The 13,429-nt window shown below is 75.1% G+C and carries 7 protein-coding genes and 1 pseudogene; 4 read left to right on the top strand and 4 right to left on the bottom strand.

The features are described from left to right. Positions 1 to 91 precede the first annotated feature (91 nt). Entirely contained in the window at positions 92 to 595 is a 504-nt protein-coding gene (locus ACZ7LB_RS22575; RefSeq protein WP_471470628.1) for a TnsA-like heteromeric transposase endonuclease subunit, read from the bottom strand. A 64-nt stretch (positions 596 to 659) separates the two neighbouring features. On the opposite strand from ACZ7LB_RS22575, the pseudogene ACZ7LB_RS22570 reads away from it, so the two are divergent. After that, positions 660 to 953, top strand: a pseudogene (locus tag ACZ7LB_RS22570) (transposase); the annotation flags it as partial. Between the two features lie 289 nt (positions 954 to 1,242). Here the strand turns inward: ACZ7LB_RS22570 and ACZ7LB_RS22565 are convergent. Together ACZ7LB_RS22565 and ACZ7LB_RS22560 are read right to left on the bottom strand one after the other, a co-directional pair. Then, positions 1,243 to 1,626, bottom strand: coding sequence for a transposase (locus ACZ7LB_RS22565; RefSeq protein WP_471470627.1), 384 nt, complete (start codon positions 1,624 to 1,626; stop codon positions 1,243 to 1,245). Then, entirely contained in the window at positions 1,623 to 3,911 is a 2,289-nt protein-coding gene (locus tag ACZ7LB_RS22560; protein WP_471470626.1) for a sigma-70 family RNA polymerase sigma factor, read from the bottom strand. Before ACZ7LB_RS22560 ends, ACZ7LB_RS22565 begins: the two co-directional genes overlap by 4 nt. 4,014 nt (positions 3,912 to 7,925) lie before the next feature. Here ACZ7LB_RS22560 and ACZ7LB_RS22555 point away from each other — a divergent pair. From ACZ7LB_RS22555 to ACZ7LB_RS22545, 3 genes are all read left to right on the top strand, one after another. Further along, on the top strand, positions 7,926 to 8,792 hold the full coding sequence (locus ACZ7LB_RS22555; protein WP_471470625.1) for an SPFH domain-containing protein: 867 nt from the start codon (positions 7,926 to 7,928) through the stop codon (positions 8,790 to 8,792). Beyond that, positions 8,762 to 9,706: a C40 family peptidase gene (locus tag ACZ7LB_RS22550; RefSeq protein WP_471470624.1), complete on the top strand. Its 945-nt coding sequence runs from the start codon at positions 8,762 to 8,764 to the stop codon at positions 9,704 to 9,706. Before ACZ7LB_RS22555 ends, ACZ7LB_RS22550 begins: the two co-directional genes overlap by 31 nt. 114 nt (positions 9,707 to 9,820) lie before the next feature. After that, a complete protein-coding gene (locus ACZ7LB_RS22545; protein WP_161226096.1) occupies positions 9,821 to 10,381 on the top strand; it encodes a response regulator transcription factor in 561 nt (186 codons plus the stop codon). An 860-nt stretch (positions 10,382 to 11,241) separates the two neighbouring features. Here ACZ7LB_RS22545 and ACZ7LB_RS22540 read toward each other — a convergent pair. Further along, positions 11,242 to 12,096, bottom strand: coding sequence for a hypothetical protein (locus ACZ7LB_RS22540; RefSeq protein WP_471470623.1), 855 nt, complete (start codon positions 12,094 to 12,096; stop codon positions 11,242 to 11,244). Between the last annotated feature and the right edge of the window lie 1,333 nt (positions 12,097 to 13,429).

Here is a 13,429-nt window from a genome sequence, read left to right as displayed (position 1 = left end):
CCACCCGCTACGACAAAACCCGTGAATCATACGAAGCGGCACTCACTATCGCGTCACTCCTGATGTGGATATGACCCTTTGAAGACAGGCCCTAGCCCACCGCCTGGCAGGCCCGCTCCGTCTCCTCGAACGACTCGGCGACCGCCCGATCGATCCGGTCCCCGGCCCGCACGTCCACAACCCGCCCCCGGCCGTCTGACAGCCGCACGAAGAAGTCGGGCGCGTGCCAGCGCCGCCGCTTCCCGTCGTGCCAGTGCGGCCAGAACGGCTGCGACGCGATCCCGACCACCTCGGGATCGCGGTCCAGCAGGATCAGCCGATCCCGCTCCGACCATGACTCGTAGCCCACGTGGGCGCCCACCGTGGCCGAGTAGTACAGACCGGCGAAACTGTCCCCACCCTTGGCCCAGCGGAACTCCCGGACCGGATCGGCCGCCTCGAACCGACGGTTCCAGCCCTGGCCCAACGGCAGCCGACGGCGCTGCCCGGACTCGATAAACCCCAGCTCAAAGGCCGACAGGACGGCATCGCCGTACGCCAGCGCGGCACTAGCCACGGTCTCCCCCACCAGACGAGACCCACCGATCAAGATCAAGTGGCAGAAACCTACCGGTCGACAAGATCACTTGGCAAACGAGCAAGATCCCTTGTCAGAGGTCACCCGGCCCGGTCACGTCAGCGGTGACAAGGCTTACAGCTCCCGCCGCAATCGCCACTACCTGCGACGACGCCGCATCAGGCACACGATTCCCGAGCCGGAGGACCAGCGGGCCAACCGTCGGCGCAGAGGCAGCGCGGGCGGCAGGCCCGCCGGGTTCGACCGCGAGCGCTACCGGCGCCGCAACGAGGTCGAGCGGACCATCAACCGGCTCAAGAACTCCCGTGCTGTCGCGACCCGTTACGACAAACGGGCCTACGTCTTCCACGCCACGGCCGCCGCCCTGGGCGTCCGGGCACGCGGCCGGGACATCACCGCCCAGGCCATCCGCACGGCGTACGAGAAAGAGCGGAGCATCGTCCGCAACTGGTACCTGCGTGGCACCCTGCACGCCATCCCCAGCAACGACGCCCGCTGAGTGGTGCCATTGCTGTCCCCTCGGATTCTTGCCGCAGCCAACCGCCGCTACCAGCAGCTGGGTCAGGACGACGATCTGCGCCGGCGCGCCGACCATCTCATCCGGCGCGCTCTTGCCGCGCACGGACGACTCACCCAGGCCGAGCTGACCGAGCACCTCACCACCCTCAGCCGCTGCAGTGCCGCTTCACGCCGTAACGGGGCTGGAGATCGGCGACACACTCGAGTTCACCAGCGCGTCTCCCCGGCGAAGCACTTCGCGGCTTTCCGAAGAATCTCGCGTTCCTCCTCCAGTTCACGGACGTTCTTCCGTAGGTCGGCGCTCTCCGCTGTCCCCGGTGCCGGCGGCTGAGTCGGCTCCTGCGCTCGCCGTCCTGGGGACGGCTTACCCCGGCTGCCCTCACCCAGTTCCGCAGTGTCTCCGGGTTGATCCCCAGATCGGCGGTGACCGACCTGATCGTCGCCTCTGGCCGCGACTCGTACAGCGCGACCGCGTCCGCTGTGAACTCCGGCGGGTAGTTCTTCATGGCCAACGAGATGTCCGTTTTCACGTCCTCAGGATCCAGTGTCTCGTGTGCCCAGCATCAGGGGTCAAGGCCCAGTTGTTGTTTGGGGGGCATGTGTGGGGGTGGTGGGGGCGGTTGCAGGGGTGGCAGGGTCTGCCGTTGCCGTTGCCGTTGCCGTTGCCGGGGGGTCTGCATTCGCCGGTCGGGGTCGGTGTCGGGGTCGGTGTGGGGGTTGGTGTCGGTGTGGGGGTGGGTTCGGGGGTGGGTTCGGGGGTGGGGGTGGGTTCGGGGGTTGTTTCTGATGTGGGTTGGGGTGTGGGGCTGGGTTGGGGTGTGGCGGTCGGTTCCGGTGTGGGGGTTGGGGTGGGTTCCGGGGTGGGTGTGGGTTCGGGTGTGGGCGTGGGTTCGGGGGTGGGTGTCGGTTCCGGTGTGGGCGTCGGCGTCGGTTCCGGTGTGGGTGTGGGTGTTGGCGTCAGCCCTGGTGTCGGCGTCGGTTCCGGCGTGGGTGTGGGCTCCGGTGTCGGCGTCGGTTCGGGTGTGGGGGTTGGGGTGGGTGTGGGCGTGGGTGTGGGCTCCGGTGTCGGTGTCGGTGTCGGCTCGGGTGTGGGCTGGGGTGTGGGCTCCGGTGTGGGTTCGGGGGTGGGGGTCGGTTCCGGTGTCGGTGTCGGTTCTGGTGTGGGTGTCGGTTCCGGGGTTGTTGCGGCTGCGGCTGCGGCTGCGGCTGCGGTGGCGGTGGTGGGGGTGGTTGCTGGGGTTGTGGTGGGGGTGGTGGTGGGGGGTGTGGGGCGGGCGGCGGGTTGGTTGGGTGTGTGGGGTGTGGTGTGGGTGGTGGGGGGTGGTGTGGGTGTGGGGGGTTGGTTGGGGGTGGTGTGGTTGGTGGTGAGGGCGAGGGCGAGGGTGGCTGCGGTGATGATGGTGGTGGTGGTGAGGGTGGTGGTGGTGAGGGTGCGGCTGTTTTTCCAGGGGATTTTGGAGGGGGGTATGGATACCGGGGTTGCTGGTGCTGCGGGGGTTGCTGCCGGGGCCGGGGCCGGGGCCGGGGTGGGGGCGGGGGTGGGTGTGGGGGTGGGGGGTGGGCCGGGGGTTGCGGGTGCGGGTGCGGGTGCGGGGTTTGGGGTGGTTGGTGGGGGTTGGGCTGTGGGGGTGTGGTTTGCCGGTGGTGTGCCGGTGGCCGTGCCGGCGGTGGTGCCGGTGGCTGTGTCGGTGGTTGTGCCCGTGCCGGTGTCCGTGCTGGTCCCGGTACTTGTGTGTGTGGCGGTGTCTGCGTTGGTGTTTGCGGGGGGAGTTGCGTCTGGGTCGGTGCCGGTCGTGTCCGCGTCCGTGCCGGTGCCGGTAGCAGTGCCCGTGCCCGTGCCCGTGCCCGTGCCCGTGCCCGTGCCCGTGCCCGTGCCCGTGCCCGTGGCGGTGCCGGTGGCGGTGCCGGTGGCGGTGCTGGTGGTGTCTGGGGGTGCGTTGTTGTTGGTGTCTGTGCTGGTGTTGTTGCTGGTACTTCCGCTGCTGCTGCTGCCGTTGGTGTTGGTGGTGGTGTGGAGGAGGTAGGCGGTGGCGGTGGTGCCGAGGTAGATGGGGGGGATGGTGGTGCGGATGGTTGCGGTGAGGTCGGTGAGTTCGTGGTGGAGGGCGGTGCAGGTGGGGCAGGTGTTGAGGTGTTCGCGGATCTGGGTGTTCTGGGCGGGGGTGAGTTTGCCGCGGGTGTAGGCGCCGAGGCGGGTGGCGTGTCTGCGGCAGGTGTGGTTGCCGGTGGTGGTGATGTGGGCCTGGAGGTAGGCGGTGCGCAGGCCTTCGCGGGCGCGGTAGGCGAGGGCGGAGACGCTGTTGGGGCGCAGGCCGAGGAGGGGGGCGACGCTGGCGGGTGGTTCGCCTTCGACTTCGGTGTGCCAGAGGACGGCCTGCCAGCGTTCGGGCAGGGAGTGGAAGGCTTCGGTGACGGCCTGGTGGTCGAAGGCTTCGGTGGCGGGGTCGGGGGCGGGTTCGGCGGTGTCGTGGCTGTCCCAGGTGTCGGTGAGGATGGTGCGGCGCTGCTGGCGGGTGACGCGGAAGGCGCAGTGGCGGACGGTGCGGACGAGGTAGCCGCGGAAGAATTCGGTGGGGCCGGAGCCCTTGCGTATGGCGGCGAGGACGTTGGCGAACGCCTCGGCGACCAGGTCGTCGACGTCCGCTTCGCGGGTGGCGTACTGCCGGGCGCACAGGGCGGCGGCCCTGCGGTGGCGTGCGTACAGCGTTTCGTAGGCGGTGCTGTCGCCCTCGCGGGTGGCGGCGATGAGCCGGGCGTCGCTCGGCTCGTCGGACTCTTCGGGCTCCGGCGGGGGGAACGCGGTGTTGTCGCTCATGAATCCTCTACCGCGGCGGTACGGCCCTGGCCGGCCGGACACGGCGCTTACTGACGGTTACCAGTGCGCAACACATTAGATAGAGGGACAGTTGACACGTCAACAGATGTAACCAGGTACATACCTGCAAGTGATGAGATGGCGTGCGCCGCCGCCTATACCCGGAAATGATGTCATCCCAGGTGCCGGCGGGTCTCTGACCCGGTGTTTCTTCCTTTCACGGCGGGGGGTGGTGTGTCGACCGTGTCATAGATCACGTCGATCGGACCGTTCTGTCGCGTCATGGTTCGGGGGCCGGTGTCTCGGGACGGTGCCCGGTCAGCCGGCCGGGTGTGTCGCAGGAGAAGGAAGCCGCGGTTGAAGAGCGAACGTGCACGGGCACCTGTCAATTCGGTCCTGCCCTCGGAGGAGTTCCCCTTCCCGCTGGAACAGGTGGGGGACGTGTCGTTCAAGGAGCCCGCCCCCGCCCCCGCCCCCACTCCCGGCCCTGGCGCCCCCACTCCCGGCCCCGGCGCCTCGGGGGCGGCTTCTGGTGCGGGTGCTGGTCCTGTTGCGGGGTCTGTTCCGGTGCGGGGTCCGGCCGGGGGCGGGGCTGAAGGCCCGTCACCGGTCCCGCGGGCCGGTGACGGGCCCGTCCCGCACCGCCCCCGCGTCCCGGGGTCCGGCACGCAGGGCCCGGACGGCGCCCCGCGCGTTCCGGGGTCCGGCACTCGCGTCCCCGGCGGTGCCCGCCCTCCGGGAGCGGAGACGGGCGGCCCTGAGGGCGGCGCGGGCGGTCCGGGTGGCCCGGAGGACGGCTCCCTCGGCCCGGGTGGCCCGGACAGCACCCTCGGCCAACTCGGCCAACTCGGCAGGCTCGGCCAGGGTGGTCCGGGAGGCGGTCCTGACGGTCCGGATGATCCGGGCGGTCCGGGCGGTCCGGCGGGCATCCGGCAGGGTTCTGACGGTCCGCCCGGTCCGGCGGGTGACTCGTGTCCACAGGTTCCGCAGGACGGGCCGCGGGGCCCGGGCGGCCCGGAGGCCGGTCGGTACGAGCCGGGTGTCCTGGAGGACGGCCCGGGGGAACTTTGTGCCCGGGAAGGGCGTCCGGGCAGCCCACGCTCAAAGGGCGGTCCGGGGGACGGTGCGCCGGGTTCTGGTGGTCCGTACGGCGGGCCCGGCCCGGGAGATCCCGGAGGCGCTCCGCACGGGCCGCGCATCCCGGAGGGCGGTCTGTCCGGTCCGCAGGACGGTCCGCACCCGCATGTCCCGCAGGGCAGGTCGCAGGGTCCGCGTGCCGCGCAGGGCGGTCCGTACGGGCCGGGTGTCCGGGAGGGGCGTCCGGACGGCCCGCGTGGCTCAAAGAACGGTCCGCTGGGTTCTGGCGGTCTGCACGGCGGGCCCGGCCCGGGACATCCAGGAGATGCCCTGCATGGCCCGGGCATCCCGGAGGGTGGTCTGCGCGGTTCTGGCGGTCTGTCCGGTCCGCAGGACGGCCCGTACCCGCAGGTTCCGCAGGGCGGGTTGCAGGGGCCGCGTGCCGCGCAGGGCGAGCCGGGTGTCCGGGAGGACGGCCCGCAGGGGTCTCGTGCCTCTGGGCGTCCGGACAGCCCGAGCGGTCCGGAGAAGGGTTCGCAGGAGTCCCGTGCCCGGGAAGGGCGTCCGGACAGCCCACGCTCAAAGGGCGGTCCGGGGGACGGTCCGCCGGGTTCTGGTGGTCCGTACCGCGGGCCCGGCCCGGGAGGCCCCGGAGGCGCTCCGCACGGGCCGCGCATCCCGGAGGGCGGTCTGCCCGGTCCGCAGGACGGCCCGTACCCGCAGGTTCCGCAGGGCGGGTTGCAGGGTCCGCGTGCCGCGCAGGGCGGTCCGGGTGAGCCGGGTGTCCGGGAGGACGGTCCGCAGGGGTCTCGTGCCTCTGGGCGTCCGGACAGCCCGAGCGGTCCGCAGGGGCCCCGTGCCCGGGAGGGGCGTCCGGACGGTGCGGTGGAAGGTCCGCAGGGTTCTGGCGGCCGGCGCATCCCGGCGGGTGACTCGTGTCCACAGGTTCCGCAGGACGGGCCGCAGGGCCCGGGTGGTCTGGAGGCCGGTCCGCGTGGTCCGCGCGTCCGGGAGGGTGTCCCGGACGGCCCGCGCGTTCCGGGGGACGGCCCGTCCGGCTCGTCCGTCGGGGAGAGCGGTCCCGGTGGCCCGTACGGTTTCCGCGGTCCGGGGAGGGGCCCGGGCGGGTTGCCCGGCGCATACGCCCCGGAGAGCGGCCCGGGAGGTCCGGAGGGTCCGGAGAGCGGTCCGCACGCTCTGCCCGGTCGGAGCGGTCCGGCTGCGTCCCGTGTTCCGGGGAGCGGTGCGGGCGGGCCGCGGGTTCCGCGCGTTCCGGAGGGCCCGCGGGGTCTGCGGGGCGTGGAGGGCGGTACGGGTGCTGTGCCCGGCCCCGGTGTCCCGGGGGACGGCGCGGACACGGTGAGTGTTCCGCGTGTCCCGGGCGGCGGCGGGCGTGGTCCGGGTGTCCCGGGCGGCGGCCCGCTGGGTCCGGGTGCCCCGGAGGGCGGTCCGCACGGTCTTCTCGTCCCGGAGGACGACGGGGCCGGTCCGGCCGGTCCGGAGGGCGGTGTGCAGGGTCCGCACGCTCCGGACAGTGGTGTGCAGGGTCTGCACGTCCCGGACAGCGGTGCGGGCGGTGTGCGGGGTCCGTATGCCGGGGAGGGCGGTCCGCAGGGCCGTCGTGTCCCGGGGAACGGTATGGCCGGTCCGCGGGGCCTGCGGGGCCCGGGGGCCGGTCCGGACGGTGCGGGGGCAGTGGTGGACGGCGCGGGTGGTCTGCGCGGCCGGCGTGAGCCGGGAAACGACGCGGGTGGTCATGACGGCCCGCATGAGGCGGGGAGCGGTGTGACTGGTCTGCGTGGTCCGGGTGTTCTGAAGGATGACCCGGACGGCCGCCGTGGTCCGGAGGACGGCCTGTACGGCCCCTACGGCCCGCAGGACGGCCCGGACGGTGTCCAGGGCCCGGAAGGCGGCCCCGACGCCCTCCACGGCCCTCAGAGCGCCCCCGGTGGCCCCGGTGGCCCCGGTGGTCCCGGTGGCCCCGGTGGTCCCGGTGGTCCGTACGGTCCGGGTGAGCAGGGGAGCGGTGCGGGCGGTCCGCAGGCCCCGGGAAGCGTCCCGCACGATCAGGGAGGTGTCCCGGACGCTCTGCACGGTCCGGGGGGTGTCCCGGAGGGTGTTCCGGGCGGTTTCCATGACCCGGACGGTGTCCAGGGCCTGAACGGCGGCCTGGGCGGTGTCCGGGGCCCGGACGGTGTCGTGGGCGGTTTCCGTGACCCGGACGGTGTTCGTGGTCCGGACGGTGTCCTGGAGGGTGTCCGGGGTCCGGAGGTCGGTTTCGGTGGTGTCCGGGGCCCGGAGGGTGTTCCGGGCGGTCTCCATGACCCGGGTGGTCTCCATGACCCGGGCGGTCTTCACGACCCGGGTGGTCTTCATGGTCTGGGTGGTGTCCGGGGTCTGGGTGATGGTCCGGAGGGTCTGCGTGGTGGGGAGGGTGGTCCGTCCGGTCCGTTCGTGGTGGAGGCCGGCCCGTATGTCCAGGGTGCGGGGGCTGGTGGGGGCGGGTCCTGGCTGGGGGAGGTGACCGACCGGCCTCCGGGCACCGGCACCGGCCCCGGCCCCGGCACCGGCACTGGCCCCGGCATCGGGCCGGGTGTGGTGCACGGTGCCGTCGGCGGTCCCGTGGCCGGTCCTGACGGCGGTGTTGCCGCTGGTGCTGGCGGTGTTGGCTTTGCCGGTGCCGTCGGTCCTGCCGGTGCCGTTGGTCCTGCCGGTGTCGGCGCACGTGCCGGTGCTGCCGGTGCCGGTGTCTACGTCTCCGACGGTGCCGGTGGTGTTTCTGCCGGTGCCGGTGTCCCCGAGGGTGTCCCCGGCGGTGCTGATGCCGGTGGTGCGGGTCCGGTGGGGGTGTCCTCGGCGGTGCCGCGGCGCAGGGCGCCGCGGTCGGGGGGTGTGTCGGAGGTGCGGGAGTTCCGTGCCCGTCCGGTTCTGCCGGGGATGCTGGCGCTGTTGTGCGCGGTGCTGTGCTGTGCGGTGCTGGTGGCCCTCGCGGTCCGGCCGCGGGAGCTGGTGCGGTGGGAGGGGATGCCGCAGGCGTCGCCGCCGCTGCTGGCCGGGCTGGCGGTGGTGGTGCTGCTCGCGGTGGGGGGCCTGCTGCGCAACGGGGAGGGCCACGCGGTCGTGCTGACCCGGTGGGGCCGTTACCGGGGCACGGTGCGCCGTACGGGGCTGGTGTGGGTGAATCCTTTCGCCAGGCGGCACCGGGTGGATGTGCGGCTGCGGCACTTCCGGGGGGAGGGGGTGTCGGCGGTGGACCGTGTGGGGCATCCGGTCGTGGTCGGTCTGCTGATCGTGTGGCGGGTCAGGGACACGGCGCGGGCGGTGTTCACCGTGGATGATCATGAGGAGTTCCTGCGGGAGCAGGCGGTGGCGAGTGTGGCGGAGGCCGTGTCGCTGCTGCCCTGTGACCGGTTCGGGAGTCCCGGGCCGACGCTGCGTGACGGTGCGTGGTTCGGTGAGGAGGCGACGCGCCGGCTGGCGTCGGAGATGACCCCGGCGGGTCTGGAGGTCTACTCCGTCCAGCAGCTCTCCCTGGACTACGCGGCGGAGGTCGCCGACGCGATCCACCGGCTGCGCAGTGCGGAGCTCAACGCCGAGCTGCGCACCACCGTCATCGGCGACGCCGTCGACATCGCCCGTGCGGCCCTGGAGCGGATCAGGGCCGGCGAGGGCGAGGGCGGCGACGCTCCCTCGGGCCGGGACGCCGAGTTCCTGCGCCTGCTCGTACTGTCGCTGCTCAGCCCGAGCGCGAATCCGAAGGAATGGGGAAACCAGTGGCCCAGTCACCGAAGTTCGTCGAGCTGAACGCCGCCGAGGACTGCGGGACCTGCGAGTTCTGCACCGCTTTCGCGCAGCGGGAGAAGGGGGCCGGGCCCGTGCGCACCGCGGCTCATGCCCGTGCCTGCCGCCGCCGGACGGCGGGGGCGCTGCTGGCCATCGCGACCGGTGTCGTGGGCATCGAGGCGGGCACGGCCGCCCCGGCCAGCGCGCTGCCCGCGCCGAGCCGTGAGGGCTGGGACGGCACCCGTTACTGGTTCCAGTCCGGTGGCCAGTGGCGGTGGACCAGCCATCAGAGCGTCTACCTCCAGCGCACCGGCCGCGGCACCGCCCCCGCACCCGCACCCGCACCGGCCCCGGCACGCCCGGGGTCGGGGGGGAAGGTGTCGGCGGACGCCTGGCTGCCCGCGCCGAGCCGGGCGGGCTGGGACGGCACCCGTTACTGGTTCCAGTCCGGTGGCCAGTGGCGGTGGACCAGCCATCAGAGCGTCTACCTCCAGCGCACCGGCGGCGGGGGCACCGCCCCGGGCACGGGCGGCGGCGGGGGGAGCGGCGTGGTGCCGCCGAAGGCGGACTCGGGCTCGCTGGAGCCCGCTCTCTCCTACGCCCTGGCCCAGCTCGGCAAGCCGTACATCTGGGGCGGCAACGGCTACCTCGGCTACGACTGCTCCGGTCTGGTGCAGCAGGCCTACCGTCGGGTGGGGATCCAGCTCCCGAGGGTCGCCTCCGACCAGTACGGGGCCACCACCCGGATCACGGCGGGCAGCCTGCGCCGGGGCGACCTGATCTTCTGGTCCTCCAACGGCCGCCAGTCCGGTGTCCACCACGTCGCCATCTACCTGGGCGGCGGACGCTACGTGGAGGCCCCCCGGCCGGGCGTGAACATCAGGATCTCCTCGCTGTCCAACGGCTACGCGCCGAACCTGTTCGGCCGTCCCTGACCGGTCCTGGGCACCATCCGGGCCCGACCGCGTCATGAAGGAGCGGGTGGGGCCTCTCTTCAGATGTCACACACGGTACGGCGGCACCCGCCGCCCCGAGGAGGAGGCCCCGCCTTGCCCACCCAGCCCGTCCAGCCGCCCCAGCCGGCCCAGCCCTCCCGGCCGCCCAGGCCCTCACCGCCGCGGGAGCTGACACGACGCCAGGAAGAGGTGCTCTGGCTCATGCTGACCGGCGCCACCGCCGACCGGATCGCCCAGGAACTGGGCATCAGCAGAGCCACCGTGCAGACCCATCTGCGCGCCATCTACGCCGCCTTCGGCGTCCGCAGCCGCGCCCCGGCCGTCATCGCGGCCATCGAGCGGGGCTATCTGCCCGAGAGCCTGGACCGGGGCTGGAGCCAGGACCGGGAACGGGTGCTGCGCGCGCTGCGGCAGGCGTGGAGCCCCTGCTGGGTCCATCCGGCGCACACGCCGAGCTGTGCGGTGTGCGTCCGGGCGGCGACCCTGGGCCATGCCATCACCCTGGTCCGGGACCCGGGGGCGCCGGCCCATCCGCCGCCCGCGGCCGGCCCCCCGGGATCCGCCGCCGCCCCCCGCCCGGCCCCGGCCCGCCACCTGAGAACCCCGCCCCCGCCCAGAGCGGCCCCCGCCGCGGGCAACGGAGCCCCCCGGTGACCGCACACCCCACCCCCGCCGCCCCCGGCACCACCCCCGCCCCGGACACGGCCACCACTCCCGCACCGGACACGGTCACCATCGCCGCGCCGGGCACGGTCACGGCGGCCGCGCCGGTCACCACTCCCGCCCCGGCCCCGGTCACCACCCCGGCCACCGCCGCCGCGCCGGTCACCACCCCCGTACCGGCCACGGCCGCCATCGCCGCGCCGGGCACGGTCACGGCGGCCGTACCGGCTGCTGTCTCCGCACAGGCCCCGGCCACCGCCGTCGCTGTGCCGGGCGGCCCTGCCGCGCCGGACACCACCCCCGCCCCGGCCCCGGCCGCCATCGCCGCGCCGGGCACCGTCACTGCAGTTGCGCCGGCCGCCGTTCCCGCACCGGTCACCGCCGCCGCTGTGCCGGGCACCGCCACGGCGGCCGTACCGGCCGTCACCTCCGTCCCGGTCGCGCCGGTGACCGCCGCCGCTGCGCCGGGCACTGCTGCGGCGGCCGTACGGTTCACCGCTGCCGGGCCGGCCGCCGCCGTTCCCGCACCGGCTGCCGTCACCGCGGTCGTACCGGCCGTCGCTTCCGTCCGGGCCGCGGTGGCCGGTGCCGTGCCGGTCACCGCGGCCGGGGGCGGACCGGGTGCCGCCCTGGCGCCGGCGGTCGGCGTTGTGCCGGTCACGGCGGTCACCGTCCCCGTGGCGGTTGCCGGTCCCGGGCCGGCCGCCGCTGCCGGGCCGGCCGCCGCTGCCGGGCCGGCCGCCGCTGCCGGGCCGGCCGCCGCTGCCGGGCCGGCCGCCGCTGCCGGGCCGGCCGCCGTTTCCGTGCCGGTCATCGTTTCCGTGCCGGTCGTGGTGGCCGGGGCGGGGGTGCTACGTTCCCCGGCGTCTCAGGCGGGCGGGGAGGCTGGAGCCGGGGGCCGCGGCCTCGGCGGTGAGCAGCCGGCACAGGACGCAGCCGTCGAGGTGGGCCCGGATCTCCGTGGCGTGGTGCGCGGTCAGTTCGTGCCGTGCGTGGGAGAGGGCCGTCAGGTAGGACAGGTGGCTTCCCCGCGCTTCCACGGGGCCGGTGCGGCGCAGTCCCCGCCACAGGTAGGCGTCGGCCAGGGTGTCGAGGGCGGCCTGCAGGAGTGCGGGGGAGTGGCGGGCGGGGGGTTCGCCCTCCACGCAGACCGCCCAGAGCACGTCGGCGTGGTGGGAGGGGAGCGAGGCGAGCACGTCGTAGGCGAGGAGGGTCTCCTCGGCGCCCGGTCCGCCGCCGGTGACCTCGCGGTGCAGGGCGCGTCCGGCGGCGGACCGCCGCACGCCGACCCGGACCTCGCGGTCGAAGTCGAAGGTGCGGTCCTCCGGCGCGGTGTGCTGCAGTGCGCCGACGGCGCGGCGGCAGGCGTGGAAGAGCAGGGCCTCCGTGATCTCGCGCTGGGCCGGTCCGAGGTAGCGCCGGACGATCCGCTGCCCGGGCCGGGCCGCCCGTGCGCACAGCCGGTGGACGGCGCCGGGTTCGCCGAGCCGGGCCCGGTGCAGGAGGTCGGCCCGTTCGGGCGGGAGCGGGGGCAGGAGGGGCGGTCCGGTGGACAGCGCGTGCGGGAACGGGTCGGGGCCCAGCAGCGGGGGTCTGGGCAGCCGCAGGGTCTCCGGCTCGGCGGGCGCGGGCCGTACCGTGACACCCCGCCGGAAGGTGGTCCAGTCCCAGGTGGCCCTCCCCGCGGACCGTCGGACATCGCTCACGGCCACCCCGCCCCTCCCATAGGCATTCCCGGGGCCTGACGAACCGGAGCCCCGACCTTCCAGAGCCCCGCCCCCCGTTCCCATGACGCGGTCCCGGCCGCGTCCCACGTCACACCGCCCACGTCACACCCCCCTCCCCGGCCACGGCCCCACCCCCTCCCCGCACACCACCCCGCCCGGACCGGGCCCCTCGGACCGCCCCCGCCGGCCCCCTCGGACCACCCGAACCGGCCCCCCGAACCAGCCCCCGGAGCGGCCGGACGGCTCCCGGGCAGGACCCGGACCCGGAGAAACGCAGGGGAGGGAAGGCAGGGGAGCGGAGGGCAGGGGAGCGGAGGGCGGAGGAGCCTCCCCGCCCCCGGCCCTCACCCCGGTTCCGGCCAGCGCCCGGCCCGGTCCCGGCCCGCGCGGGCACCGCCCCCCGGCCGGCCCGCGTGAACACCGCCGGCGTGCGCACCGGGCACGGCACCCACGGACCCCCGCCCTTTCCCGCCGGGGCCTGCGCGTCCCCTGACGGCGGCCGGTCCTCTCCCCGAGCCGGCGGACGGCGGCCCGGCCCCCGGGGGCGGGCATCCGAGCCGGAGGACGCTGCTTCCCGGGGCGGCGAGCGACGGCCCGTCCGCCCGGCAGCGCCCCGGGCCGGTGGCCGGCGGTCCGGCCCGGAAGGCGGGCGCCCGCTCCGGAAGGGCAGCCGGCCCGGCCCGGTACGGCGCACCGGGCCCGGACACGGCCCCCCGCCCGCTACGGGGCAGAGGCCCGGCCCGAGGACGTCATCCCGGGTCCGGGGGAGCAGCGGGCCCGGCCCGTCGGCCACCCCGCCCCCCAGAACGGCGCCCGGACCGGGACAGCCCCTCAGGGGCCCCGGGAGCGGTGACCCGTCCGGCACGAGGGCGGTGCCCCCCCGGCCCGGGGAGGGCTGCCCCCGTACCCCCAGGAACGGTGGCCGGTCCCAGGGGCGGCGGCCCGTCCGGTGCCGGTGAACGGCCCGCGCCGCGCCCCGGGACACCCGGCTCCCGCCCGGACACCCGGCTCCGCCCGGACATCCGCTTCCGCCGGGACGACCGCCCCCCCGCCGGGATACGCCGGAACCCTGCCGGGGTGCCCCCTCCGCCCCGGTGCGCGGGAGTCCCCGGGGTGCGGGAGTCCCCGGGGTGTGCCGGAACGCCGCCGGGGTGTCCGGCCCGGCCCGGCCGGACGGGATCTCCGTTGGACGGGAGCCTGCCTGCCGGAGGGTTCGGTGGTGTCCGCTCCCGTCCGGTGCGCGGGGTGTCCCGTGCGCGGGAGCCCCGTCGGGGATGCCCGTCCCGCTCGGCGGGCGGGGCCCCGGGGGTGC

The organism is Streptomyces sp. NPDC107521 (genome assembly GCF_055598485.1).
The sequence above is the reverse complement of the archived record's forward strand: the minus strand, read 5'-3'. Positions and strand labels throughout refer to the sequence as shown.

Coding starts and splice junctions, on each gene's coding strand:
- ACZ7LB_RS22555 (WP_471470625.1), top strand. CDS start 7,926: ATGCTGGCGCTGTTGTGCGCGGTGCTGTGCTGTGCGGTGCTGGTGGCC.
- ACZ7LB_RS22560 (WP_471470626.1), bottom strand. CDS start 3,911: ATGAGCGACAACACCGCGTTCCCCCCGCCGGAGCCCGAAGAGTCCGAC.